The sequence below is a fragment of the Bacteroides mediterraneensis genome (genome assembly GCF_900128455.1).
Classification (GTDB): Bacteria; Bacteroidota; Bacteroidia; order Bacteroidales; family Bacteroidaceae; genus Phocaeicola; species Phocaeicola mediterraneensis.
The window spans coordinates 2,511,927-2,537,680 of sequence record NZ_LT635783.1; the positions used below are offsets into that span (position 1 = coordinate 2,511,927).

At 43.9% G+C, this 25,754-nt stretch carries 23 protein-coding genes, 1 tRNA gene and 2 pseudogenes; all 26 read left to right on the forward strand.

Annotated features, from left to right (window positions below; genetic code table 11):
* Positions 1-201 precede the first annotated feature (201 nt).
* Positions 202-1,302 (forward strand): phage antirepressor KilAC domain-containing protein, encoded by a 1,101-nt coding sequence (locus BQ7480_RS17770; RefSeq protein ID WP_210436330.1) that lies wholly within the window; start codon positions 202-204, stop codon positions 1,300-1,302.
* Positions 1,303-1,433: 131 nt separating this feature from the next.
* A tRNA-Val gene (locus tag BQ7480_RS10730) sits at positions 1,434-1,505 on the forward strand.
* Positions 1,506-1,528: 23 nt separating this feature from the next.
* Positions 1,529-1,918 carry a hypothetical protein gene (locus tag BQ7480_RS10735; protein WP_072542844.1) on the forward strand — a complete coding sequence of 130 codons (390 nt, stop codon included), beginning with the start codon at positions 1,529-1,531 and terminating at the stop codon, positions 1,916-1,918.
* Between the two features lie 565 nt (positions 1,919-2,483).
* Positions 2,484-2,798 carry a hypothetical protein gene (locus BQ7480_RS18210; RefSeq protein ID WP_235816674.1) on the forward strand — a complete coding sequence of 105 codons (315 nt, stop codon included), beginning with the start codon at positions 2,484-2,486 and terminating at the stop codon, positions 2,796-2,798.
* Between the two features lie 257 nt (positions 2,799-3,055).
* Positions 3,056-3,856: a ParB N-terminal domain-containing protein gene (locus BQ7480_RS10745; RefSeq protein WP_235816675.1), complete on the forward strand. Its 801-nt coding sequence runs from the start codon at positions 3,056-3,058 to the stop codon at positions 3,854-3,856.
* A 23-nt stretch (positions 3,857-3,879) separates the two neighbouring features.
* A complete protein-coding gene (locus tag BQ7480_RS10750) occupies positions 3,880-4,284 on the forward strand; it encodes a hypothetical protein (RefSeq protein WP_072542845.1) in 405 nt (134 codons plus the stop codon).
* Positions 4,281-5,459: pseudogene (locus BQ7480_RS18215) on the forward strand (PBSX family phage terminase large subunit); the annotation flags it as partial. The gene BQ7480_RS10750 and the pseudogene BQ7480_RS18215, both read left to right, overlap by 4 nt.
* A gap of 218 nt (positions 5,460-5,677) precedes the next feature.
* Positions 5,678-6,313 carry an HNH endonuclease signature motif containing protein gene (locus tag BQ7480_RS18390; protein WP_139255826.1) on the forward strand — a complete coding sequence of 212 codons (636 nt, stop codon included), beginning with the start codon at positions 5,678-5,680 and terminating at the stop codon, positions 6,311-6,313.
* Positions 6,261-6,386: pseudogene (locus BQ7480_RS18395) on the forward strand (hypothetical protein); the annotation flags it as partial. The gene BQ7480_RS18390 and the pseudogene BQ7480_RS18395, both read left to right, overlap by 53 nt.
* A gap of 103 nt (positions 6,387-6,489) precedes the next feature.
* Positions 6,490-8,001 (forward strand): phage portal protein, encoded by a 1,512-nt coding sequence (locus tag BQ7480_RS10770; RefSeq protein ID WP_072542846.1) that lies wholly within the window; start codon positions 6,490-6,492, stop codon positions 7,999-8,001.
* Between the two features lie 224 nt (positions 8,002-8,225).
* A complete protein-coding gene (locus BQ7480_RS10775; RefSeq protein WP_072542847.1) occupies positions 8,226-8,882 on the forward strand; it encodes a hypothetical protein in 657 nt (218 codons plus the stop codon).
* Positions 8,883-8,885: 3 nt separating this feature from the next.
* A complete protein-coding gene (locus tag BQ7480_RS10780; RefSeq protein ID WP_072542848.1) occupies positions 8,886-9,782 on the forward strand; it encodes a head fiber protein in 897 nt (298 codons plus the stop codon).
* An 18-nt stretch (positions 9,783-9,800) separates the two neighbouring features.
* Positions 9,801-10,883 (forward strand): major capsid protein, encoded by a 1,083-nt coding sequence (locus BQ7480_RS10785; protein ID WP_072542849.1) that lies wholly within the window; start codon positions 9,801-9,803, stop codon positions 10,881-10,883.
* Positions 10,880-11,194, forward strand: coding sequence for a DUF6706 family protein (locus BQ7480_RS10790; protein ID WP_072542850.1), 315 nt, complete (start codon positions 10,880-10,882; stop codon positions 11,192-11,194). The genes BQ7480_RS10785 and BQ7480_RS10790 overlap by 4 nt, the downstream gene beginning before the upstream one ends.
* Entirely contained in the window at positions 11,191-11,514 is a 324-nt protein-coding gene (locus BQ7480_RS10795) for a hypothetical protein (RefSeq protein ID WP_072542851.1), read from the forward strand. Before BQ7480_RS10790 ends, BQ7480_RS10795 begins: the two co-directional genes overlap by 4 nt.
* Positions 11,505-11,801 (forward strand): HK97 gp10 family phage protein, encoded by a 297-nt coding sequence (locus BQ7480_RS10800; RefSeq protein WP_072542852.1) that lies wholly within the window; start codon positions 11,505-11,507, stop codon positions 11,799-11,801. The genes BQ7480_RS10795 and BQ7480_RS10800 overlap by 10 nt, the downstream gene beginning before the upstream one ends.
* Entirely contained in the window at positions 11,798-12,190 is a 393-nt protein-coding gene (locus tag BQ7480_RS10805) for a hypothetical protein (protein ID WP_072542853.1), read from the forward strand. Before BQ7480_RS10800 ends, BQ7480_RS10805 begins: the two co-directional genes overlap by 4 nt.
* A 1-nt stretch (position 12,191) precedes the next feature.
* Entirely contained in the window at positions 12,192-12,743 is a 552-nt protein-coding gene (locus BQ7480_RS10810) for a hypothetical protein (protein ID WP_072542854.1), read from the forward strand.
* 76 nt (positions 12,744-12,819) lie between these two features.
* Positions 12,820-13,203 (forward strand): hypothetical protein, encoded by a 384-nt coding sequence (locus tag BQ7480_RS10815; RefSeq protein ID WP_072542855.1) that lies wholly within the window; start codon positions 12,820-12,822, stop codon positions 13,201-13,203.
* 199 nt (positions 13,204-13,402) lie between these two features.
* Positions 13,403-18,187, forward strand: a complete 4,785-nt coding sequence (locus BQ7480_RS10820; protein ID WP_072542856.1) for a tape measure protein — start codon at positions 13,403-13,405, stop codon at positions 18,185-18,187.
* Positions 18,184-18,606 carry a hypothetical protein gene (locus BQ7480_RS10825; RefSeq protein WP_072542857.1) on the forward strand — a complete coding sequence of 141 codons (423 nt, stop codon included), beginning with the start codon at positions 18,184-18,186 and terminating at the stop codon, positions 18,604-18,606. Before BQ7480_RS10820 ends, BQ7480_RS10825 begins: the two co-directional genes overlap by 4 nt.
* 77 nt (positions 18,607-18,683) lie before the next feature.
* On the forward strand, positions 18,684-21,668 hold the full coding sequence (locus BQ7480_RS10830) for a hypothetical protein (RefSeq protein ID WP_139255760.1): 2,985 nt from the start codon (positions 18,684-18,686) through the stop codon (positions 21,666-21,668).
* A gap of 3 nt (positions 21,669-21,671) precedes the next feature.
* On the forward strand, positions 21,672-22,868 hold the full coding sequence (locus BQ7480_RS10835) for a hypothetical protein (protein WP_072542859.1): 1,197 nt from the start codon (positions 21,672-21,674) through the stop codon (positions 22,866-22,868).
* 1 nt (position 22,869) lies between these two features.
* On the forward strand, positions 22,870-23,160 hold the full coding sequence (locus BQ7480_RS10840; protein WP_072542860.1) for a hypothetical protein: 291 nt from the start codon (positions 22,870-22,872) through the stop codon (positions 23,158-23,160).
* Positions 23,157-24,221 carry a hypothetical protein gene (locus tag BQ7480_RS10845; RefSeq protein WP_072542861.1) on the forward strand — a complete coding sequence of 355 codons (1,065 nt, stop codon included), beginning with the start codon at positions 23,157-23,159 and terminating at the stop codon, positions 24,219-24,221. Before BQ7480_RS10840 ends, BQ7480_RS10845 begins: the two co-directional genes overlap by 4 nt.
* An 11-nt stretch (positions 24,222-24,232) precedes the next feature.
* Entirely contained in the window at positions 24,233-25,753 is a 1,521-nt protein-coding gene (locus tag BQ7480_RS10850) for a hypothetical protein (RefSeq protein WP_072542862.1), read from the forward strand.
* Position 25,754: the final 1 nt, after the last annotated feature.

Genomic DNA, 25,754 nt, shown 5'->3' on the forward strand with positions numbered 1-25,754 from the left:
ATTTCTTTCAAGGGGTAAACAGCCACTTTAGACCTCTTTTAAGATTTGCCTTTTTTATATGTCAGGCGTGACAGGTCAAGGCAAGACATTCAGGTGTAAATGGGTTCGAATCCCAGCTTGCTACTACGGTCAAAATAAAATCCTCATTGATGAATTGACCGGCCATCAATGAGGATATGTTTAATTCAGGTTTTACAGCGTATGAACAAAGAAACCATAAATGAATCCCAATTCATACGGTACAAAGATAAGCAAATTTCTTATTGTACCTACAATGGCAGGATATATATTTCTTGCAGGGGGCTTAATTCTGATGTCGGGATAAGCATAAGCGAATGGAAATCAAAGAACATGTCGCAAATAAAAACGTATGCAGCCGAAAACGGATTGAAACTAAGAGAAATCATGTATTTTGGCCAGTATCTAGAAATCGGGATAGCCTTGATGTATTTCGCAAACAATAAAGAATTGACAGAGTGTGTAAAGAATCAGATTGGTAATTTAAATTCAAAAAATATGAATGAGATGCAGGTTTTACAGAGAACAACTTTATTAGGTAAAGAACTTACTGTTTACGGCAATGCAGAGAATCCGTTGTTTCTTGCTAAAGATGTAGCAGAGTGGATTGAATACGATGTAAGCAGCCTTAATAAACTCGTAAACACAGTAGACGAAGATGAAAGGCTGGTCGGAACATTATTCCGGTCAGGTCAGAACCGTCAAGTCTGGATGCTCACAGAGAACGGTTTATATGAAGTCCTGATGCAAAGCCGCAAGCCGATAGCCAAACAGTTCAAGAAAGGCGTAAAAGCCATACTGAAAGAAATCCGTACCAAGGGCGGTTATATGGCAGTAAAATCGGATGATACGCCAGAAGAAATCATGGCAAAAGCCATCCTGTTAGCAAACTCAACCATCGAAAGGCAGAAAGAACGAATATCTGTACTTGAAACCGAAAAGAATCTGGTAGAAGAACAGAACAGACTGATGGCGCCAAAAGCTGCCTACTTCGACAATGTCCTTCAAAGCGAAGGATTGATAACAACAAATATCATAGCCAACGAACTTGGCATGAGTGCCAAAAAGCTGTACAAGATACTAAAAGATTTAGGCGTATTGTACAACCAGAATGGGGTTTACATGCTTTATGCCAAATACAGGGGATTAGGTTATGACAAGTACAGGACACACACCTATACAAGTGATACCACTGGTATGCAGGTTGCAAAGCAATACTTGTGTTGGACGCAACTTGGTAGAAAGTTTATACTTGATTTAGTAAACAGTAAATCGGCAGCTTAAAAACCGGTCATACACACGTCATTAAGTTGGCGTGTGTATAAAAGCAAACATTTGGCTTAATGTTTCGTATGCGTTGAATTGTTATTTATAATTGTCTTCATAATTAGGTATCTTTGTGATAAAGGTACTATCGCGGGGTGGAGCAGTGGTAGCTTGCTACTTTGACTTGGTAGAGGTCGCGTGTTCGATTCACGTCCCCGCAACTGACATTTAAATTTACACGATTATGAAAGTATTGACATTACAGATTAACAAAGAATGTTTTCAAGACATCCTAAACGGTAAACAAGATGTAGAACACAGATATGTTTACCCCTCAAATGTAAAGAAATATGTTTATTTCAGACATAAAGGGATAGACTATACAAGGCAAGAGGATATACCTGACGATGGCGAAAAAATAGAGGTTGTACCAGTTAAATATGATGCATTGTATCTGATAAACGGCAGGCGCAAAGATGCACCACGTCTAACCGTAGAAGTTAAGTCAGCCGAATATGTAATTTTTACCGATGAAGAAGGCAATGACCTTGTAAGAGTTGAAAACGGTGTAGAATATCTTATAAGCCAAGTATGGTATCATCTTGGCAAAGTGATAAGTACAGAGAATATTTAATCTAAATAGTCTAAAGCTGAGTCACAAGAGCAATTAACAGAGTTGCCGGGCCAAGACGAAATATGAATGGTGCCGGTTTAGGTGGAAGACTGGTAGCAAACCGTAGAAATACGGCAAGTGCTTCACAGTTAGGTAGTAGAGAACAAAGGCGATATGACTTAAATGCCGCCTTTGCTGGTGCAGGAGGCAAATAATGAACAAGTATGCACTCTCTATGCAGATAATACGCAGTATCCGAGAAAAGACGGATACTGCTGTATTGTATTATTCTGCTGGTGGTAAAGATGGTATAGCCTTGTTGGATATGCTTGCAGGTGTATTCAATAAGGTTATATGCTATTATATGTACTTGATACCTGACTTAGACCACGTGCAGCCCTATATCAGATGGGCAGAAAATCACTACAAGAATGTTGAAGTACGCCAAATAGAACATTTTCAGCGTGACTATTACATTTCATGTGGTTTCTTTCGTGATCCTGACAACTCAGTAAAACCGAGAAAAATAGGTGAAATAGAGTAGGCGGTAAGAGAAGAAACAGGCATAACATACGCATTCAGCGGGATGAAAGGTGTAGATGGATACATGAAGCGGATGCGGTTAAAGAAGTTTGCGAAGTCCGGTTATATAACAGACAAAGGTATGGTCTATCCTCTTGCATTATGGACGAATAAAGAAGTGCTTCAATATATTAGACTAAGAGGATTAATACAACCTTTTGTATATAATCCAGGTGCTATAAGTCAAGGTTTTACCATTGATTTAAAAACAATGCTCATGATGCGACACAGATATCCACATGATTTTAAACGTATTTTGGAAGAGTTCCCATACTCTGAAAAGCTAATTTTCGATTATGAATATAAACACAGAAAGTAGAGGTATTGAGTCAGAAAAAAATCGTTATCGGAATTAGAAAGTCAAAGAATGCGTATTCTGTATCGTGCAGCTCGTCAATATGGGCTAGGCACAAACAGGCAGCACTCTGTACGCGATAGAGTCAATTCTGTTACAAGCAGATATAGAACAAATATGTTCAGATACTTTGGCTCAGACACGATTTCTCCTGCACAAGTAAAACAAGGAGTACCAAAAAGATTTTATGTAGGATTAAAAAACGCGCAAGGTAGTAAAGGATGATGACAAAAAATAAAATAACGCAACCGGAAAGTAGGGAGATACAACGAAGTATCATAAATTTTGCCAATTATAATCCCCGTAAAATTGCCCCAGAAGCTCGCAAGAGCTTGAAAGAAAACTTAAAACGTATAGGATTATTAGGCGGTATAGTTTGGAATGAAGTTACAGGTAATCTTGTGTCAGGGCATCAGCGTATTTCGATTATAGATGAGGTGAATAAGTATAACTCTGACACGAAAGAAAATGACTATCTAATTCGTGTTGAAGTAGTTCGAATGGATGAAAAGACTGAAAAAGAGCAGAACATCTTTATGAACAATAGAAGTGTACAGGGCGAATTTGATTCAGATATGCTAAAAGATATGCTTGATGGTATTGATTATAGCCTTGCCGGACTGAATGACTTCGATTTGAATATGCTCGGAATTGGTGATTTAGACTTTTCTATTAATGATGATATTTGGAGAAAGGAAGATATATTGGATGATTCATTATCAGCCATAGATGAATCTACTAAAGATGGTGATGAAAATAAAGGCATTAACCGTTCCAATAATTTTTATGAGGATTCAAAAGAAAATCAAATTGCACGTCACAATGAAGTACAAAAGATAAAAGACAGAATTAGTAATCAAAACAGCTTTGAGAAAGATAACGGAATGCTGAGTTATGTAGTGCTGTCCTTTAATAGCCCAACGGAAAGAGCAAACTTCATGGAAATGTTCGGTTATGAATTTGATGAACGTTACATTGACGGAAAGGAGTTTATGGATAGGGTCGAATTTGGAATTGAGTAATCAAAATAAACAGATACGCGCGCATGGGAAAGAAGCCAGACATATTGAAATTCAGAGAGATTCTTCATAAAACAGGTGGAAATCTCTCTAAAGTTGCTGCTGTATTCAATGTAACCCGAAAAACCGTGTATGATTGGGCCAGAACAGACAGCCAGTTCAAAGATGCTATCACCGACGAAAGAGGTTCTCTGGTAGATGAATGCCTTGTATCTGCACGTGTACTTGCGCTTGGTATCCCTGAGAAAGATGAAAATGGGAACTTTATCGGATGGCGTGAACGTCCAGATGGGTATATGATTCGCTATTTACTTTCCACATTAGGAAGAAAAGAAGGTTTTGGAGACCGAGAAGACGAGGAAGCCGATATTCCAAAGGACATTGACCACGGAATTTCTATTGACTCATGGATTAAAGACAAATTGAAATGATTGTTCCCCAGACGATATATCATCCGTTATACACCGATAAGGAGAAGTTCATCATCCTCATCACCGGTGGCCGTGGATCGGGAAAGAGTTTCAACGCTTCCACCTTCATCGAACGATTGACTTTTGAGCAGACTCCGGTGGAGAAGATTGTCCACCAGATTCTATACACCCGTTACACGATGGTATCTGCCGGCATGTCTATCATTCCTGAAATGATGGAGAAGATAGAACTGGACGGAACCACGAAGTATTTCAAGACAACCAAGGCGGACATCGTAAACCGGATGACCGGCAGTCGTATCATGTTCCGGGGTATCAAGACTTCTTCCGGAAATCAGACGGCCAAGCTGAAATCCATTCAGGGCATCACCACCTTTGTCTGTGATGAGGCAGAGGAGTGGACCAGTGAGGAAGAGTTTGACAAGATTATGCTCTCCATTCGTAAGAAGGGAATCCAGAACCGGATTATCATTATCATGAATCCCTGTGACTCCAATCACTTCATCTACAAGAAATACATCGAGAATACCCATCGGCTGGTGGAGATTGACGGTGTACCGGTTCAAATCTCAACTCATCCAAATGTTCTACACATTCATACGACTTACTTCGACAATATCGAGAATCTTTCTCCTGAGTTCCTGAATGAAGTCAAGGAAATGAAGGAGAAGAATCCGGAGAAGTACGCCCATGTGGTTATCGGCCGATGGGCGGACGTGGCCGAAGGTGCCGTGTTCAAGAAATGGGGCATCGTCGATGAGTTCCCTATGTGGTGCAAGAAGGTGGCTATCGGACTGGATTTTGGTTATAGCGTAGATAGTACCGCCGCAGTCCGCTGTGGAATAATAGATAACGCTTTGTATTTGGATGAGATTGATTATAGAACTGGACTATTATCTACGGATATAATCAAATCTTTGAGACCGTGGAATCTAAAAGTCATTGCTGATAGTGCCGACCCCCGACTTATCCAAGAAATTCATAATGGAGGCATAAATATCTATCCTGTTGAAAAGGGTCAAGGCTCTATAAATGCAGGTATTGATAAAATGCAAAGCATGGAAATATTTGTAACAAAGCGTTCCTACAACCTTATGAATGAATTGCGAAACTATGTTTGGGATAAGGATAAAGACGGAAGATACATAAACACTCCTGTTGATGCCTTTAACCACTGCTTTAGAGGTGATACCCTTATTACGACAAATAAAGGCGATATACCAATTAAAGATGTGCAAATTGGCGATTATGTTTTGACGCGGAAAGGATTTAGGAAAGTGCTTCAAAAGCACAACAACGGAATAAAGAAAGTAACTGAAAAAGAGTTTGTTATAGGCTTGTGTAAACGAACTTTTTTTGCTACCTTAGAGCATAAATTTAACGTAAACGGAAAATGGAAGAAGTACGGAAAATTAACGAAAGGGGACAACTTGTTTGTTCTATCGAGTTTAATGGGAAAGAGTATCGGAGATACCCAAATGGGAAACACCCCAACTATTATTACCACAAATGGAAAGAGAATGGTAGATACCACCAAGAACTCTTACATCACGCGGTGTATGAATTTTATAAAGGGAAAATTCCAAGTGGCAAAGTCATACACCATATTGACCATAATCCGCTCAATAATGACATTGGCAATCTTGTTGCGGTTACTCCAAGTGAACATCAAAAACTGCATCCTGAAAAATTATCAGAGTATAAAACAAGAGAACACGCGAGTAAGGTTTGGTTTACTAAATCAAATTGGGATGAACGCAGAAGAAAGGTTGATGAAACATTATCTAACGAACGCTGGAAATGTCAACAATGTGGCGCAGAATACACTCCAACAAATGTACATCAGCGGTTCTGTTCAAAAAAATGTCACCATAGATGGCAATACACATCACCCGAATGCAATGTTGAAATGGTTTGCCAATATTGCGGAAAAACATTCATGGGTAACAAATACCTCAAACCCAAATGTTGCTCCAATGAATGTGCGCATAAATTGCAAGGAGTTATCAGACGTAATAACAAAAAGTGAAAGCTATTGTGAAGTTTATGATTTAACGATAGAGGGTGAACACGAGTATTTCGCAAACGGAGTGCTCGTGCACAACTGCATAGATGCAGCAAGGTATTACGTTTTAGGAGAGTTGCTTGGGCGTATATTGAAACCGAAAGATGTTTCAGGAATATTTGGACATTAAACTTTGAAATATGACTTTAGAAGAAATTTTAGCTATGCCGGAAGTAGAGAGAAAAATCTACTATCTGAAGAAGGGACGAAAGACCGAGCAACCAAACGCTCATGCTCTTTACAACGACTGGAATCCGAACAAGCACGAGATAGTGATAGATGAAGAGAAATACCCTAAAATCAAAATCACTACCCAGCCTGAGAAACGGATTACAGACCCGACAACCAGGAAAGAATATGTCGAGCCGGCGGTAAGGAAGGAAGTTGACCCGAACCGGATTGCACTTCCTATCGAGCAGGACATTGTGAATATTCAGACGGCCTTCACCGTGGGGACAGAACCGATACTTGACTGTCAGCCAGACCAGTCGGAGGAAAGCCTTCTTTCTGCCTTGAAGCAGGTATTCAAGAAGAACAAATTGAAATACCAGAACAAGAAGGTAGTCCGGGCATGGCTGGCCGAGCAGGAAGTGGCCGAGTACTGGTATGTGGTTAGGGATGATGGTTTCTGGGCCAAGCTCAAGCGCAAGATTTCTGGAATATTCGGCAAGTCAAAGCCTGAATACCGTCTGAAGAGTGCCATCTGGTCCCCGTTCCGTGGCGACAAGCTCTACCCTTTCTTCAATGACCAAGGGGATTTGGTTGCCTTGTCCCGTGAATACAAGAAAAAAGACCTGAATGACGTGGAGATTACCTGCTTTATGACCATTACCAAGGACATGGTTTACCAGTGGGAGCTGACGAGCAGCTGGTCAGACAAAGGTTCATTTGCTCATGGGTTCAAGAAGATGCCGGTGATTTATATGTACCGTCCGGAAGCATACTGTGAAAAGATAAAGAGTCTTCGTGTAAGACTGGAGAAACTACTGTCAAGTTATGCGGACTGTATCGACTACCACTTCTTCCCTATCCTCATGCTTTTTGGTAACGTGGAGAATTTCTCCGGTGAGTTCAAGAACAGGGTGGTCGAGCTAACCGGGCAGGGAGCAAATGCCCAGTACCTTACCTGGTCTCAGGTGCCTGACACCGTAAAATTCGAGGTGGAAACTTTGCTGAGCCAGATATACGGACTGACCAATACACCCAGAATCTCTTTTGACTCCCTGAAAGGTACAGGAAACGCCGTATCCGGTGTGAGTTTTGACTATGTTTTCATGTCTACCCACCTTAATGTAGAGAACCTAAATGAAACTGTCGGCGAGTTCATGCAACGACGTGTAAATTTCCTCATATCAGCTTTGGGTTCCGTGAATTCCACCCTAGAAGAAGCCTCCGAGACTATTGATGTGGATGTACAGATGCAGCCATATAAACTGGAGGACATCAAAGACAAGATAGACACTGCTATCAAGGCCAAGGACGGTGAAATCTGGTCGCAACAGCGGGCCATTACCTTTGTGGGGAACGTGGATGCAGTTCTAGACGAGATTGAAGCCATCAAGGAAGAGCAGGCTGAGAAACAGAAGAACGACATTGAGAAACAGAAACAGCTTTCCTCTCTCAAAAGCTCCAGTAGTAAATCTGAAAAATAGAACAATTCAGTCAGAAAAATTACGGGGATTGTACAAAGAATACGGATGAAAATCTAAAATATTGACGAATTGAGTAGCGGTGCCTTTCGAGGTGCCGCTATTTTCTTTTTCTCTTAAAAACGAACATTTTCTTAATTGTTTCGTATCGTTAGCCTTAAAATTTCCCCTTCCCTTTCTCTATAAGTAAATTTACCGTATGAAATTATTAATCAAACTCATACGGTATGACAATATTTGAACAAATCTTGGCAGGACTGCAACAGAAATTCGCTGGGGTGGACACTGCTACACTTACCCGAATTGCCACAAAGAAGGCAGAGGGTGTAACGGACGAAACTAAGGTGACCTCCATCGTTGAGGGTATCTCTTTTCAGGACGTGATGCAAAACTATGGTGATTTCCGTGCAGGACAAGCTCAGACTTCCGCTGTTTCAAACTACGAGAAGAAGCATGGACTGAAAGACGGGAGACCAATCGAGAATCCGAAACCAGAACCACCGAAACCAAACGACCCTCCTAAGCCGCAGGAAACGGACATCGCAAAGATGATTGCCGATGGCATTGCCGCTGGAATCAAGCCGTTTGCCGACAAGCTGGCCAAAATGGAGGAAAATGAAGCGCAGGCGCAGCGCAATTCTCAAATCTCGGCAGTGGCTAAGAAGTACGGTATTCCCGAATTTATGCTGAAAGACCGTAATATTCCTGAGAACACGGACTTGGATACCTATTTCAAGGACATGAAGCAGGATATGTCAAACAGCGGTTTTCAGTTTTCAAAAGCTCCTGAGACTGCCGAACAGAAGCAGGAGAAGGAAGCGAGCGAGTTCGCCAAAATGATTGAGGCGGACACAAAACAAATTGTCGAACAACAAAACAAGTAATTTATGTCAGCAGGATTTAAGTACAACATTGAGCCTGAACCGTCCATCGAGGAACGCTATGATGTTTCTACCGGAGTAAGACGTAGAGGCCCTTACAAACTGGAGACGACCAACCTTGTTGCTGGTTCGTTTCTTCCATCCTTCACTCCGATTGCCGCCGACTTAGTGAAGAAGACCGCTCAGGTGGCTATCCGTGTAGAAGTCTATGAAAAGTTTACCACCGGTTCCAATACCACATTGAAAATCAAGAAAAACTCTTTGGCCTATGTGGGTATGCATCTGGGTAATGGTTCTCATGGAGCTACCATCAATAGTATTGACAAATCAAACAAAGTTTTCGATAAGTTGACACTGGCTGCCGACTTTGGCGAAACATTGGAAGCTGGTACCGTACTCTATGAGGCTACAGCTGTAAGCGGTACTACTCCAAAGGTAGTTGCTAACTCAGCTTTGTACGGAAGAGTACAAGTAGAAGAAGGCATTGTATTAGTTGCTCTTTTGATGCGAGCATTCGAGATTGAGCCTACTAAGTTGGCTATGCCTTTCTCTGACATTGATAAGGCTAACATGCCGCATTTCCAGTTCAACGCTACAGGCGTGCAATCCCCGGCTGGTGTTTCGTATGAACTGCCAGAAGCTTCTGATTCTGTGATGGGAGGTATTCAGTTGGGATTCTCTCAAAGCGGAAAGAAATATCCAGTAGCATTGGAAGGTGGAAAGGCGTATGTAGAAGTACCTTGGACGGACAATAACACTACCTATCAGGCAGCTAACTCAAGTTCCTTGGGATTGGTAAAGCAGGGTGCAAAAGTTGATGATGCAGCAGGTGGTGATGAGAAAGATAAAATTAATGCTCTTCTAGCATCGTTGAGAGCAGCAGGTATAATTGCAAGCAAATAAAGAAAGGAGGACTAAGATATGATGCTAACAATTCATACACTGTTTAACGACCCCAACATCGTTAACGCCGTTATCCAGCGCGTCCTTCAGACACGTAAGGATACAATCTACTGGCAGCAGTACCTCGATTTCCGTAGAACGACTACCCGTGTGTTCAAGGACTACATCGGTCAGGTTACTGGAGTGATGGCAGGTTCCATCAACTCACGCTACGGAGAGAAGCCTATCCGGGAACGCCGGAACATCGGTTCAGGTTATGGTGAAATCGCTTATCTTGGCGATGCTTACCAGATTTCCATTGACCGTTTGTCTGATTTGCAAGACTTGATTGACAAGTACAATGCGGCTAAACCTGCCGACCAAGTAGCAGCCATGCAGGAAATCGTGAACTTCATCTACGATGATTACCGTCAGGTACTCTTGGCAGCTCACAAACGTATGGATATTATCGTAGGTTCACTCTTGATGACAGGAGCAGCAACAGTCAAGAACAAGGACGACAATGCCGGAGGTGTTGACCTTCTCAACATTGAATTGCCGTTCAAGTTTATTAAGCCTGATACCGGTGCGAAGACTAAATTCATTACCTATTTGCAGCAGCAGATTAATGCACTGAAAGCGGACTATGGTAATTTCCAGAAGATGATTATGTCACGTGGCACTTTCGTGAAGAATATTATCGGCTCAGCGGAATTTGGTGACAAGTTCAAGATGCAGCTTACCAGTAACGAAATGTATATGTCAACTGGATTGATTACTTCTCAACTGGCTTCCTCAGTCTTTACCGGCATCGGCCTTCCGGCCATTGAGATTAAGGAAGATTACGTGAAAGACCAGACCGGAAAGAACGTGCAGATTTACGCAGACGACCGCATTACCTTACTTCCGCAGGATAAGGTTGGTTACATGCGCTTCCATACTCCGTACGAAGCCGTGGATGGCGTACCAGGACGTAACTACACCCAAGCCGACGGTGATATGCTTATCTCCGGTTACAAGGACAAGAACGGACGTTATCTGGAATACACGGCTGAGTGGATTCCGCAGATTACAAATCCGAACCTGATTGTGAACATCGATTTGACAACCATGAACGCATGACAGTAAACGACTACATATCACAGAAGTTTCAGACCTTCGGCATTAACTTGTCGGAGGCTGACCTTTTGGAGATAAGTCTGTCTTCTGGGATAAGCGGAGAGGATGAGATGGGCCCGCCAAACATCGGTCTTGTGTCGGTGGCAATGGCGAAGTTCATCCCCTCTCTATTACTCCGTGCCACTTCCATCAGCGAGAACGGCTTTTCTATGTCCTGGAATACTCAGGGCTTGAAGGAATACTACTCTTTCTTGTGTAAGAAGTACGGTCTTGAAGACACGCTGTCAGATAAACCTAAAGTCAGATTCCTATGATATTCGCTCCGCATACATTACAGGTTAAAGTCACCATTCCGATGGACACGGACGAATTTGGCCGGCCCATTCCCGGAACAGGTGGAGAAAGCTGGCAGGACGTATGCAAGTGCCGGTGTGACGATAACTCCACCAAGGAGTTTACTTCGGAGAACGGCGAGGTGTACCGACCGAACTATCACGTAGTCTGCGAGAAGAAAATCTCTCTGAAGGCTGGTGATGAAGTCAGATGTATGGACGGTGAGAATATCCGGGGAACTGGCAAGGTTTACATGATAAAGAATACGAATTATTTTGGTTACTCAGAAATATGGCTGTAAAGTTTGATTTCTCGGACGTTGATAGCTTTTTCGACCAAGGTTATGCCGAAGTGAAAGCCGTTGAGGATAAGGTCGGAAAGGAAGCTGTCGATTATGCTGTAAAGAACGGTAGTTATCAGAACCGGACCGGAACGCTCCGTAAGTCAAACAAGTATTCAGTTCAGGATGATGGATTGGAGTTAAGGAATGAAGCTGAATACGCCTCGTTCGTGGAATCTAAAGGCTACGAAGTCCTGACTGGTGCGGCCCTATACGCTGAGAAACGATTGAAGGAGGAAATCAAATGATAGTAACTACCGATATAGCGAACATACTTTACCGTGATTGCCAGCCTTTCGGCATTGAAATCGTTCCCCATGGCAAGAAACTGACAGGCGAATTGAAATCCGAAAGGATTGTCATTCACGCAAAGAAACAACAGCCGGGAACGTACTGGAAGAAGTCTTTCGCAGAAGTGAACCTTTGCGTTCCAGACCTGAAAGAAGGTGAAGCCAACACCATTCGGCTGAACGAACTCGAGAAACAGGCTCAAGGACTATTTAACGGTGTAACCGGACGCTATGATGGTACCACCTATCATTATTCCATCGACACAATCGGAACCGAGGAGGACACAGCCTTAAAGTGTCACTATGTGAATGTAAGAATTTTGTTTGAAATTTTAAATGTGAAATAATATGGCAGAAGCAAAGAAAATCACAGCCGTGAATATCAAAAAACTTTTATATGGAGAAACGAGCGAGATTTCCGCGGATTTGACCGGACAAGCTCTGTACACTCTTTTGCAGGGTGACACATTGAAAGAAGTTAAAAATATTCATGGCGACACATGGACGCTCGAAGAAGCGGAAGCGAGCCGAACGAACTATAAGAACCAGCTTACCGGCAAGACCTATCGCAGCGACAAGGAGATGGGTGACGTAACCGTCAACTTTACGATTGGTGAGTACGACTATCCGACAAAGAAAGACCTCATGGGAGGTGATGTCATCAACACCGACAAGGGTTGGAAGCGTGCGAGAGGTAAGGTGAACATCGAAAAGCTGATTGTTGCCCTGACCGAAGACGACCAGTATTGCGTCATTCCCCGTGCTGACATCGGTGCCCGCGAAGCGACTACCGATAAGGCTATCGGACTTCCGGTGAGTGCTGTGGAGTTGGAGCCGAAAAATTCGGCAGTTTCTCCGGAATACTGGTTTGACTCAGAAGAGGTAAAAGCAGGTGTTTAATGCCTATCCAATAGGTAGAATTTGAATTCCATAACGGGGGTGGGCTTTATGGCTTCACCCCTTAATTTTTATCAGAATGAATCAAGGAGCGAAAATAGTATCAGAATCCATTATCGGAAATGATTTCAGGACGGTGTTTGTCGCAGGGAAAGCCTACACGGTCTACCCTCCCACTGTCCATAAACTGGCCGGGGCAATCTCCCATCTGTCAGACGTACAAGAAGCAGACAATTTGAGAGAAGTCCTGCTTTCCTTGGGAGAAAGCGAGGCTTACAGCAAGGCTCTTTCCTGGCTGATAGCTGGTGACGAAAGTTTGAGCGAAGAACTGGGAAAAGGAACATACGAAGAGAATGTGAACGCATTGGATGAAGCACTCTCTATGATTGACTCAAAGGTTTTTCTCAAAGCTGTCAGCTTGGCGAGGAACGTAAGCCTGCTGGCAGCGAAACCGAGGTTGTAGGGAATGATACTCTATTGGGACAGATAGCGTCGTTCATGGAAAATCTGCATCTGTCATACCGGGAAGTGGTCTACGAGATACCATACAGAAACTTAGTATTAATGCAGCGTGACAAGCTCCATACCGTTACAGGGACGAAGGTTACAAAGGTGAAGGGTAAGGACATGGCTTCGCGCAGAAGAAGAAACAAGAAATAGATATGGCTACACTATACTTTAAAGTCAGTTCAGACTATGACGAAGTTATTCGTTTGAGACAGGAATGTGAGAAGCTGGAATCCCAACTCAAAAAGATGGACGTGAACAAATCCCCCGCAGCCGCCAAGGCTTTAGAAACGCAACTGGCATCCACCCGTCAGCAGATGATGGGACTGGTAACTGAGGCGGCCAAGGCCGGTGCTGTGATGGAAAAAGACTTTAAATCCAATATTTACAATGCCTCACAATCTGTAAATGATTTTACTCAAAAAATTATTGACCAGAAAAGAGTTGTTAAAGACGTAGAACATGATGTTAAGCGGTTGGGCGATGCTTATAAAACAGCTTTAAAAAGAAATCCGACGGGAGCTGCAGGCTTATTATCAGAATACCAATCTGCAAAGAAGACTCTCGATGAAGAAAAAGCTACTTTATTTGGTTTGACTCAGCAGCAGGCTGAAGCCCGTCTTTCTGTAAAGAGACTGAAAGATGAATATGCAGCTTTTAAGGAAGAAGCTGGCGAAACGGTCGAAGCAAATGAAAAGATGTCCGTTTCCTTAACCAAAGTACTTGGTGTAATAGGTGGAGTAACTGCCTTGAAAAACTTTGCCACAGAACTTGTCAATGTACGAGGACAATTCCAGCAGCTTGAAATTGCTTTTTCAACCATGCTGAAAAGTAAGGAAAAAGCAGATAAACTGATGTCGGAACTGGTGGATATTGCCGCAAAGACGCCCTTTGACCTTCAAGGGGTGGCATCATCTGCCAAGCAAATGATTGCTTATGGCTCGTCAGCCGAGAATGTGTGTGATGAGCTTGTAATGTTGGGGAATGTAGCCGCCGGTGTTGGCTCCCAGCTTAGTGAAATAGCCTATCTCTATGGCACATTAAGGACACAAGGAAGGGCCTATGCTGTCGATATTCGTCAGTTTGCAGGACGTGGTATTCCCATCTACGAGGAACTGGCAAAAGTGCTTGGTGTGACAAAAGATGAAGTTTCCGGTTTAGTAAAGGAAGGCAAGGTAGGATTTAAAGAAGTAGAACAGGCCTTCAAAAATATGACTAGTGAATCAGGAATCTATTATAACCTGATGCAAGAACAGTCTAAGTCTCTTACAGGTCAGTTGAGTAACCTTGGAGATGCTTGGGATACAATGTTGAATGAGATTGGGAAAGATACTCAGGGAATTGCTTCTGCAGGTATTTCAGGATTGAAAGGTCTTATTGAGAACTATGAAACTGTTGGTAAGATTTTGATAGGACTGATTGCTACATACGGGACATATAAAACCGCTCTTATTGTAGTGCGAATAGCTCAGGATACATTAACGGCCAGAATGGAACTTGCAATACTGGTTACTAAAGCCCAAATGATAGCACAAAAGGCTTTGAATACGGTTATGAAAGCCAACCCGTATGTCCTGGTAGCTACGGTTCTTGCCGGGCTTGTTGCTACAATGTGGGCCTTTCATGACAGCACAACCGCATCGGAAAAGGCACAGCAAAAATTCAATGAAGAACAAAAGAATTTTTCGAATCAGGAAGAGGAACGCAAGAAAAAAATAGAAGAGCTGATACGCGTTATCCAAGATGAGACAGAAACCGAGTTTTCAAAGATAAAGGCCTATGAGGAACTACAAAGGTATTCTCCTGCACTTTCTTCTGCTTATACCCGTGAACAACTGGCAGTACTCAATCTTGCAGAAGCAAATAAAGAACTGAATAAGGAACGAGACAAGAACAGTTATGAAAACATACTAAAGAATATTCAACAATGGGAGAAGAAAATAAAATCATTAAATGCTTCTTTAAAAAATGCGGGGCAAGGTGCCCCATTAATCGCTTCACAAATAGAATCAGCAAAAGCAAATCTTAACAAGTGGAAATCAGCCCTGAGCGAATATAATCGACTGAAAAAGGAAACAGAGGAAAACTCGAAACCTGTAGAAGTCAAGCTAATGGAAGCAAGAAGTAATCGTGAGCAGATTATACGCGAATACAATATAGCAAGACAAATATTGCAGGAAGAGCAAGAAAAAATTAAGAATTTTCCTTTTGCAACAATTCCTATTGACGTTCAAATACGGTTCAATAATGCGCAAGCAGCGTTAAAAGGGATTGACGGCACCATATCTGGCCTGGAATCGCAAAGAGAAGCATCGGAAAAGACGTATCAGCAAGCATATAAAGAAGCAAAAGCTGTTTACGAAGCAAAATTAAAGGCTGTAGAGGATGCTAAAAAAGGCACTGAGTCAGCCTATAAGAAAGCAGTAGAAGAGTTGGAAGAAGCAGAAAAATCATATAAATCGCTCGGTGGTGTAACAGGAGACACTCTGACCAAACAAGAGAATAATGCGAAGAAAAATGCCGAGCGACAAAAGAAGGAGCAGCAACAGCTTGCAGAAGAACTCCTTCAGCTTCGCAGGACCAATCAGCAGGAAGAAATCAACTTGATGGAAGAAGGTCCTGAAAAGAAGCGCAGACAAATTGAGCTGGATTACCAAAAAGAGATTGATGCTTACAACAAGGCTAAAGCCAAATATGGGGAAACTGATGAGGTGAAGCAGATGAAGACTAACGCCGAGAACAAGCGTAAGCAATCACTTTACAGCCTAGATTTAGATCAACTTCAATCTGAAAAGGATGCGTTAAACTCCTATCTTCAAGAATACGGCACATTCCAACAGCGTAAGTATGCCATTGCACAAGAATATGCCGACAAGATAGCCAAAGCCCAAACAAATGCCGAAAAGATAAGGTTAGGGAAAGAACGGGACAGCAAACTTTCCGGTATCGAATCAAATGCTTTAAAGGCAAATATAGATTGGGTAACAGTATTTGGTGAGTTCGGAGGAATGTTCTCCAATATGATTAAACCTGCTCTTGAAGATGCCAGGAAATACATGCAGACCGATGAGTTCAAAAACTCAGACGCGTCAAGCCAGCAAGCCATTGTTGATGCGGTTAATCAAATGGAAAAATCTCTTGGAGGTGCAGGAGGATTGGATTTCAAGAAACTTGGTGATGATGTACAAGCATATCAAAATTCAGTTGTAAGTCTTAATCTTGCTAAGGAGCAGGAAGCGGATGCATTGGAGCGTCTTGTCACAGCTCAGGAAGAATATGAGAATGCGTTGAAAAACGGTACTGAAGAGCAGAAAAATGCAGCAAAGGAAACATTGGCAAATGCACAGAGCAATGCTGATTTGGCATCTGCAAATGTACAAATGCAGTCAGAAAATGTTGAAAAGGCACAGAAAGGGATGTCTGAAACAGCCACTGCATTAAAAGCCAATATGGATAACGTGGTACAGGGATTGCAACAGATAACTTCCGGAGGACTCACAAATATCTACAATGGACTGATTCAAGCAGGAAAAGGAGTTGGTGGGGCTGCTGGAAAACTTGCTGATTCGCTTGAAAGCGTTCCCGTTGTCGGATGGATTCTTTCTATAATTGACATATTCAAGGATGGGATAAGTATAGTAATTAGCGGACTCCTTGACTCCGTATTCAGTGCCGTGTCTGGAATCATTGAAGATGTGCTGTCCGGAGATTTGTTTGTATCTATAGGAGAATCCTTAATGAAAGGTATTGGAAGCATTTTTGACGCTATTTCTTTCGGTGGATTCAGTAAACTTACTTCTATTGGGAGCAATGCCAAGGAGGTGCAGGAGGCTATAGACCGACTGACAGACAGAAATGAAGCACTTCAGGGAAGTATTGACGCTCTGAATGACACCGTAAAAGCCGGAAGAGGTGCAATATCAGTCGATGCTGCAAGGAAAGCCGTGAAGTATCAAGATGAGCAAAACGCAAACTATCTGAAAATAGCACAGGAACAAGCCCGTTATTCAGGAAACCATCATAGCTGGAATTATTACTGGGGAGGATTCACACAAAGCCAAATTAATGATTTCAGCAATCAAATAGGAAGGAACTGGAATGGAAGTCTTTGGGATCTTTCTCCTGAAGAAATGAAACTCTTGAAGGGGAATGTAGATATGTGGACGCAGATACAGAATACCGGAAAGGGAGGATATGGAGGTAGGCTGACTGAAAAGCTGGATGATTACATTGAACAAGCCGGAAAAATAGAAGAACTGGAAACACAACTCAATGAATCACTTACTGGAATGACATTCGATTCGATGTATGACAGTTTCATTGACACGCTAATGGATATGGATGCTTCTGCCGAAGATTTTGCCGACAACATGTCCGAGTATTTCATGAGAGCCATGCTTTCAAACAAGATTGGAGAATTGTACTATGACAGATTGAATGAATGGTACGAAGATTTTGCCAAAAGAATGGAGGATGGAGCCCTTGATGATAATGAACTTGACTATTTACAAGGCAAATGGAATGGAATCGTAAGTGATGCTATTAAAGAACGCGATGATATTGCTTCCGCTGTAGGGTATGACAATAAAGAAACGCAAGAACAGCAATCGGCCTCCAGCCGCGGATTCGGTACGGAAATGACGCACGAGGATGCCGGGGAACTGAGCGGGCGGTTTACTGCCGTGTATGAGTCAAATCTTCGCATTGAGACTGCAGAACAGCAGCAGACAGTGGCTATTACTGAACTGCGAGGTTCCATCAGTGCCTTGACAGCACAAGCAACTGGAATGTACAACATCGCCGACGAGACACGTACCATTCTGGCCAATTCCTATCTGGAGTTGCAGCAAATCAGAGAGAATACAGAAGATTCAGCCAAATACCTGAAAGATATAAAGACTGACATCGCCGAAGTGAAACGTAATACAGCAAGACTATGACAGGAGATTTATTTATCAATGGGAAAGACGCACTGGAAACATGGGGCGCCCGTATGGGAGACGGTTTCCTCGACGCCATCGACGGGTTCAACGAAATGAAAGACTACATTGAGAACGAGAGCCGGTTGGAACATGGAAAACGTGTGATAACAGACAACGCAAAAGTGGATTCGCGCGAAATCACTCTTCAGTTCACCATTGAAGGCAGTTCGGAAAGTGATTACCGAAGCAAAAAGAAAGCCTTTCAGGCAGAACTGGAGAAAGGAGCAGTGAATATCAAGGTGCCGGTACTTGGGAATGAGGTTTACAAGCTGATTTACCTGGGTAAAAGTGTTTCTTATGGATTGAGTTTGGACCGCTGTTTCGGCAAGGTTTCAAGTAAATTTGAAGAACCGAATCCTATGGACAGAAGCGAATAACGAACATTCCCGTTATTGTTTCAAATGGGAGTCCTGATTTTTAGGGCTTCCATTTTCTATTTATGAACTTTGGGGATATGATTGAAATCAAGGACATATCCGGAAAGACAAGGTTTTCCACCTCTATCAACAAGGGGGCCAAGGGGAAGTTTACGCTGATGAAAGAGGACTATATCATCCTCCCTTTCTCGGTACCCTCTCCCATTCCTTTCAAGCTGGGTGACTACGTGGACCTATCCGGCGTATTGGATGAATCACTCGGCGGAAAGCTGGCGAAAATTTATGAGATAACTGACCTTCAGAAGCCGACTTACAACACCTACACCGGAGGGTATGACTATGAGCTTCAGATGAACGCCTACTACTGGAAGTGGAAGAACAAGGTTTTCAAGTACACGCCGGAGCATGCAGGCAGCGAAGCGTCATGGTCGCTTACTGCATCCCTTGATGTACAGCTTGGTGTGTTTCTTCGTAATCTAAAGGCTTTAGGATATACCTATAAAGGAACAGACTTTACATTCAGCATAGACGATTCTGTAGAGAATAAGGCAGTGGCGATGACTTACGACAACATGAACCTGTTGGATGCCTTATTTTCTATGGCGGGCGAGGATAAGTGGAACTGCGATTGCTGGATAACGGACAACGTGATTCATTTTGGGCGAAATGAGTTCGGAGATGCCGTTAAAATCGAGCGTGGCGTCGAAGCGTCGGCCATCACCCGCAGCGAAAGTCAGGGCACTTATGCCACCCGCATCTATGCTTTCGGTTCAACGAAGAATATCCCCACGAACTACCGTCCGACCGACGAGCAGACCGTGGTGAACGGTGTGGTCCAGAAGCGGCTTATGCTCCCTTCTGACACTCCCTATATTGACGCATACGAAGGAATGTCGCAGGAAGAAGCCATCGAAGATGTGGTGGTTTTCGACGATGTTTATCCCCGTCGTGTTGGGACCCTTTCCGATGTACACACACGCACCGAGGAAGTGGACAACGAGGACGGCACGAAAGAAACCATTACCTATTACCGCTACAAGGATACCGAGCTTGAGTTCAAGGAAGAATATATCATCGAAGGCCAAGAACTGAAAATCAGATTCCAGTCCGGAAAACTGAATGGCATGGAGTTCGGCGTTATCTTCAATCCCACACCTAAGGACGAGACTCACGGCGAGCAGCTATGGGAGATTGTTCGAAATGAAGACTACGGTCGTCCCCTACCTGATGATATGATGTATCCTGCCAATGGTGACGAATATGTTCTTTCCGGATTTGACATCCAGCTGGTTTCCGACCAGTATATCCCAGAAGCCGAACAGGAACTGAAGGAAAAGGCACAGAAGTACGCCGATAAGGTGAAGAAGGACGATGGCACCTACCCTACTACCCTCAGAAGTTCATGGGTAAAAGAAGATTTGGTTTCCCGCACGTTCGAGTTCGGCCAACGCATCAATCTGGTAGATGACACTTATTTCGAGAACGGGCGTATCTCACGCGTCTTGGGATGGGAAATGAATTTGGACATCCCTTGGGACAGCCCGGTATATACCATCGGTGAGAGTATGCCCTACTCACGTATCGGAGAAATCGAGGATAAAGTTGACTCACTTACCTACAAAGGACAGAGTTATAACGGGAATGGTAATGGAGTATATGTTATCAGGGTGAATGATTCAACTACCCCTAGTGACAGCAATGTATTCTCTGCATTAAGAACGTTGAGAACATTTCTACGTAAAGACCAGTCAGACGGCACTAACTTCTTACTGAAATTCGGTGAGTTTATCGATTCAATGATTGCCGGAAAGGGAGCTGGGATATTCCCGGATGGGCGCGGACAGTTCTCAAGGCTGGAGGTACGTGATGCGCTTGTTGTCATGCGTCTTATCATTAATGAGATTCAGGCGATGGCAGGTGACTTCTCCTTTAGCGACGCCGGATGCATCGAAAAGGTGGAGGACCTGGGAGACGGTACCTACAAACTGTGGATGGAGAAGCGTACAGAGTATGATGTAACTAACTTCCTTGAGAACGACGTGATGTACTCAATTGTCAACAACCTGCTGACTGGAGGAACTGATTACTACACCAGCTGGTTTCGTTGCCTGACGAAAAATGTCAATGACAACACGCTCACCGTCGTGCTCTATCCCGACAGCGAGGTGCCAGGAGGCAAGAACTATCCACCTGCAGCCGGATACAACGTAACCCGAAGAGGTAACTCGGTGCTGCCTGACACCGGAGAAGTGAACGAACGTGCGCAGAGCTGGCTCCTGTCCAGCCGCGAAGGGCGCATCATGTTCCTGGCTAATGTCTACAAGCCGATTCTCGAGGATTACAACTATGCCATCAGCATCGGAAAGTTCCCCAACATCGCGGCGCTGGACAAATTGCCGGTCACCACCGAAGATGTGGGCGTCATGGCCAAGACTATCGTCTGCGAAAGGCTGTACCAGTACGACTACAATGGTGATGTCATATCTAATAAGGTGGACCGCGGCGAATGGTCTCTATCCGTGGCGCAGTCGGAACAGCCGTATCGTTTCATACAGAACGAGAAGATATACCCCGACGGGCAGCACACATATACGGAGCTGGAGCAGCACACCGTCTATCATTACGGATGCAAGTTTGGTTGTATCGTAGACAAGACGCTGGACGAGCCTGTGTGGAACTCGCCATCATGGGTGCTGCTTGAAGGGGACAAGAACTATCACCTTGACTTCGAAAGTTCGAACGGCTGGCAGTTCTTCCTGTCGCAGGTCAATACGGATGTCACAGCCGTAGTTAGTTACGGGAATCGCGACATCACCGATATCCTGATGGCCACAACCGGTGTAGAAGTGGAATGGCTACGTGATACAGGCAACGTACCGGCTGATAACAGCTGGAAGCCTACATACGTGGATGGACAGAAACATGTCATCCGGCTTACCAATGAAGATATGGGTAGCGGATGGGGTTATGAATACCGGAAAATCAGTTTCATCTGCCGGGTGTTTATTCCGGTCGGTGAAGACTTTGAGAAAGTGGAAAATAGTATTAATATCAAAATATAGATTATGGCAATAAACACGAATGTAAAGGACATATCGGTACATGTAGACCCGATTTCCTTTATCGCAGATATTGAAGTCCTGAGCGGGAATACCGCACAGACCTACAATCAGGACACGAAAGAGTATGAGCCGGACCGTTCGCTTGTCCCCTGTGTGCTGATGCCTTACGTGCAGGTTTCCGACCCTGAAAAGATGATGTCAGGAGAACAGACAGTGACAGGTGTGGAATGGTACGAAGGAGTTCCGAAGTCAGACGGTAGCAACCGCATCGCCAATGGTGAAAATTACGTCATCTCCGACGATGGTACACCGACCTATTCTTTGAAGGTGAAGAAGAATGTAGAGGCGAATACACCGATAGACATTTTCGCCATCTTCACGGTGACGGATACGAGAAAAAACACAGAGGTGAAGGTGGAGCGCAGCGTATCACTCTATACAGCTCTGTATGACACAAAGGTTTTGAACATGCGGTTGATGGACCAGCCAAAAGGGTGGTTTATCGACCCTACACGTGAGAAGGCTGATTCCTCCGGAAGATGGATGCACACTATTTCGGCACAGCTCTTCTCCGGAAAGGAGGAAGTGCCGGATGCGAATGCGGCATACTGGTGGGAAATCAACACCGACAATTCTACCTGGCGTCAGATTACACAAGACGAACTGGACATCTTCATTTCCGGAAAGGACAGCAAAGGAAACTGGACGAAATCGCTTACGTTCGACGCTCGTTTCGTAAGGACGGCTGCATTCCGTTGCCGGGCTGCATATTATACAGGAACGCGCCCTTCCGCTCCGGAGCTGGAGAACCTGCAGGTGACATCCACAGTCAAGGTTGAAATGCCGAAGACGTTGAGAGCAAGCATACGGCAGCTTTCAGGAGCAAAGATTAATGCTTCGATGAGCACGAACGTCAAATTTGAATGTGTGTTGACGGACAACAAGCAGGTGATAACCTACAATGACAAGCTGTTTTCGATTACGTGGAAAGCGAAATCAGGGAAGGCCGGGGTGTCTGACAAGGAAATCGGGAAAGGTAATACCATCAGCTTCGTACCCTCATCATTGGGGTTCGACAAGGCGTATTCCATGGCCGTGTATGCGGAGGTCAAGATGTATGCGGTCACGGCGTTGGTGACCAGCGGAAGTAAGGTAATGATTAGTAATAACAAGGCTGTTATAGCCACAAAATTTGAATGATATGGGATATTTGTTAGTGAAACCAGAAGTGCTTGAATCCAAAGGAATCAAGTATTTCGAGCGCATGCCGGACGGTAGGGCCATTGCCGATTTCTCCATGTTGCGGGTAATCGGTAGCGTGGGTGATGTGCAGATAGTATCTTCTGCTGAAGAACTGAAGAAGATGATTGAGGAACAGAAGTCCAGCGGACTGTATGAGACTGTCGATACAGAATCGGGTACAGGTCCAGAAAAAACGGATGGAGATAATGATGTCGTTGTATCTGATATGGAAGAAGGAGGTGAGTCATGAAACTGGAAGGTGCATTTACGCTAATCGGACTGATGGACGGTACGACAATCAACGGATTCCTGCGTGTGGAAGGTACACCGCTTGTTCAGCGCTACAACAAGGGAACCAGTCAGTTCACTCCGGATTTTGAGAAACTGGCCGACAACAAGAAGCCTACGCTGGTGGTTATTCTGCGTGATGTGGCTACGGGAGCAATTATGACTCCTCAGACAATAACTTACAAGTACAACGGCGTAACAATTAATTTCGGCTCTGACGGGCTGTCCACAAATAGCGGCATGACCGGTTATTTCAAGAAAATTGACAACTATTCGGCCACTATCGGCTCTCAATCTTACCAGTTACCGGCATTGCGTGTGATGAAGAATCTGGTTCCTATATCCGGTTATGACAATGACCGTATCAGCGTGTCGGGCACCATCGAGGTAGGGGGACAGTCAATCGCGTTCAACGAATTGTCTAAGGATGTGGTCATCCAGGAGAGTACAGGTAACGCATACGATGTAATCATTTCCGATGACAAGGGAGGGGCATTGACGGAAGCCGGAGAATCATTGACTTGTACGGCCTCTCTGTATAAGGACGGTATTGAGGTTACGGACTATTCCGGATACACGTTCCAGTGGGTGAAGCTGCTCGGTACCGGAGATACGAACTGGGGTACGTCACGTACACAGAAGGTCACTACCGGCGACATCGACAATATCTTGAAGTTACGCTGCGACATCAAGTCAGGTGGCAGTGTGGTAGCTTCCGGATTTACGCAGATTACCGACTATTCTGACCCGTACTATGTGGATTTCAATATTACAGGGATTACGGGTAATGCCATCCGCTCCGGTGAGACGGCAGTCGTAAAGCCGGTAGCACGGAAGCGTTCTGACGGTACGGACGGAGGTGTGTCTAACTGGAGCTGGAATATAAAGGACAATGCCGGAAATGCGTTCACGCTGACAGGGAAATCCGGTGCTACGTTTTCGGCTGCATCCGTTTCCGTAACATACGAGGATATCAAGCGAGCAGACATGGGACTGTCAGGTTCGGTAAGTGCAACCGCTTAATTTTAGAGGATATGGGACTTGTAACAGGATGCTTTTCGCTGGTTGGTATTCAAGAGGTTATTTCTTACGAATACATCTACAAGCTGACTCAATATAATGTAGTTCCGGACACACCGGTTTCTTCCAATGCGGAAGGTTCTGTACCTGAAGGTTGGAGTTCACAGCTTTTGGGAGTATCTGCAAGCCTTCCTTATCTGTGGGAGAGCAGAAGGCAGAAAAAAGATTCGTACGTGACAAGAGATTTGTCATCAAGCTCATTTACGAGGAACTACTGGATTGGAACGAATGGTGTAGCTTCTTATTCAAATGGATATTCCTACAGTGAAGTTTTTGACTTGCCTTCTGGGCAGACAATAGAAGTACTGACTGCCGGTACAGGGTTTTCTGTCATATCCAAATACAGCAATAGGTCTTATACTCCTATTGTTAAAGCGAGCGGTTCGGTAAGCGAGCAAAAGATGTACACCTATACGGCTGATACGGACTGTCAGATAGTAGTCAGTGTATATCATCTCTCCACGTACAGCGTGAAAATCACGAGCGGAACCTGGAGTGCATGGTCTACCCCGACATTGAAAAGCAGTTGGGGGAAACAAGGAGCGAAGATGAGAATGCGTACCTGGGCGACAGGCACGGAATACCTGTCCGGTTCCGATGGAGAAGATTTCTATGATGTGGTCATTTATCTTGAGAAGCTTTATCTGTGTACAAAGTCGCATACATCATCTGGTAAAAATGACCCTGTGACATCCATTAATGGATATCTCGGGTACTGGGAAAGTGCGCAAGACTGGACTTTTGTTGCCACAAAGTTGCTTCTAGCTGAAAAAATTAAGGCTAGTCAGATTGATGCTGACGGTCTTGTAGCTAAGAATGTAGATGTAACAGGTAAGATAAATGCGACAAGCGGTGATCTAGGTAAAATGACGCTGAAAGTAGAGGATGGTAGCGATGGATTATATTATAAGGACGACAGCAGAAATTCAGAAATGTCATTAAGGCCGAACTGGATAACTGGCGTTCCATACAATGTCTTTGATTTTGACCCGTCTTCTGCGCAATACAATCTTCTTTTATATCTTAAAAGGAGGAGGAATAATGTGTTAGACCGGGCATTGTATGTAGAAGGTGTTGCGGAGATATATGGACGCCTTGGAGTTGGTCGTGGTGACAATAATGGCTTCAATCAGTTTTATCCTGCATTGGTCGCTGAGGGGATAAGCTGTTATGGACAGTTCTGTTTGCCAACGAGGACGATAACGACAAGTTCAGTTATCGATTGCAGTTCTTCTTACATTGTGCTTGATTTCCCATCTTCTGGCGGATATGTAAGACTGCCATCTGCGAATCTAGTCGATGGACAGACTGTTATCATCCGTAACATAGGGGATACATCGGTTAAGGTATATGGGAACATGAAAGTAGAGAACAATAGCATAGTGAGTTCGTATGATTTTGCCGCTACTGGACGATTGCATATACATACCTATTATGAGTCAAAAGGTTATTGGTTAGTCAATAATTTGAATTAAT

Bases quoted from the DNA above. Each gene is read 5' to 3' on its own strand.
- BQ7480_RS10795 (WP_072542851.1), top strand. From the start codon at position 11,191: ATGATATTCGCTCCGCATACATTACAGGTTAAAGTCACCATTCCGATG.
- BQ7480_RS10790 (WP_072542850.1), top strand. From the start codon at position 10,880: ATGACAGTAAACGACTACATATCACAGAAGTTTCAGACCTTCGGCATT.
- BQ7480_RS10775 (WP_072542847.1), top strand. From the start codon at position 8,226: ATGACAATATTTGAACAAATCTTGGCAGGACTGCAACAGAAATTCGCT.
- BQ7480_RS17770 (WP_210436330.1), top strand. From the start codon at position 202: ATGAACAAAGAAACCATAAATGAATCCCAATTCATACGGTACAAAGAT.
- BQ7480_RS10805 (WP_072542853.1), top strand. From the start codon at position 11,798: ATGATAGTAACTACCGATATAGCGAACATACTTTACCGTGATTGCCAG.
- BQ7480_RS10845 (WP_072542861.1), top strand. From the start codon at position 23,157: ATGAAACTGGAAGGTGCATTTACGCTAATCGGACTGATGGACGGTACG.
- BQ7480_RS10850 (WP_072542862.1), top strand. From the start codon at position 24,233: ATGGGACTTGTAACAGGATGCTTTTCGCTGGTTGGTATTCAAGAGGTT.
- BQ7480_RS10820 (WP_072542856.1), top strand. From the start codon at position 13,403: ATGGCTACACTATACTTTAAAGTCAGTTCAGACTATGACGAAGTTATT.
- BQ7480_RS10810 (WP_072542854.1), top strand. From the start codon at position 12,192: ATGGCAGAAGCAAAGAAAATCACAGCCGTGAATATCAAAAAACTTTTA.
- BQ7480_RS10840 (WP_072542860.1), top strand. From the start codon at position 22,870: ATGGGATATTTGTTAGTGAAACCAGAAGTGCTTGAATCCAAAGGAATC.
- BQ7480_RS10835 (WP_072542859.1), top strand. From the start codon at position 21,672: ATGGCAATAAACACGAATGTAAAGGACATATCGGTACATGTAGACCCG.
- BQ7480_RS10830 (WP_139255760.1), top strand. From the start codon at position 18,684: ATGATTGAAATCAAGGACATATCCGGAAAGACAAGGTTTTCCACCTCT.
- BQ7480_RS10785 (WP_072542849.1), top strand. From the start codon at position 9,801: ATGATGCTAACAATTCATACACTGTTTAACGACCCCAACATCGTTAAC.
- BQ7480_RS10825 (WP_072542857.1), top strand. From the start codon at position 18,184: ATGACAGGAGATTTATTTATCAATGGGAAAGACGCACTGGAAACATGG.
- BQ7480_RS18390 (WP_139255826.1), top strand. From the start codon at position 5,678: ATGGAAGAAGTACGGAAAATTAACGAAAGGGGACAACTTGTTTGTTCT.
- BQ7480_RS10745 (WP_235816675.1), top strand. From the start codon at position 3,056: ATGATGACAAAAAATAAAATAACGCAACCGGAAAGTAGGGAGATACAA.
- BQ7480_RS10750 (WP_072542845.1), top strand. From the start codon at position 3,880: ATGGGAAAGAAGCCAGACATATTGAAATTCAGAGAGATTCTTCATAAA.
- BQ7480_RS10770 (WP_072542846.1), top strand. From the start codon at position 6,490: ATGACTTTAGAAGAAATTTTAGCTATGCCGGAAGTAGAGAGAAAAATC.
- BQ7480_RS10815 (WP_072542855.1), top strand. From the start codon at position 12,820: ATGAATCAAGGAGCGAAAATAGTATCAGAATCCATTATCGGAAATGAT.
- BQ7480_RS10735 (WP_072542844.1), top strand. From the start codon at position 1,529: ATGAAAGTATTGACATTACAGATTAACAAAGAATGTTTTCAAGACATC.
- BQ7480_RS10780 (WP_072542848.1), top strand. From the start codon at position 8,886: ATGTCAGCAGGATTTAAGTACAACATTGAGCCTGAACCGTCCATCGAG.
- BQ7480_RS10800 (WP_072542852.1), top strand. From the start codon at position 11,505: ATGGCTGTAAAGTTTGATTTCTCGGACGTTGATAGCTTTTTCGACCAA.
- BQ7480_RS18210 (WP_235816674.1), top strand. From the start codon at position 2,484: ATGAAAGGTGTAGATGGATACATGAAGCGGATGCGGTTAAAGAAGTTT.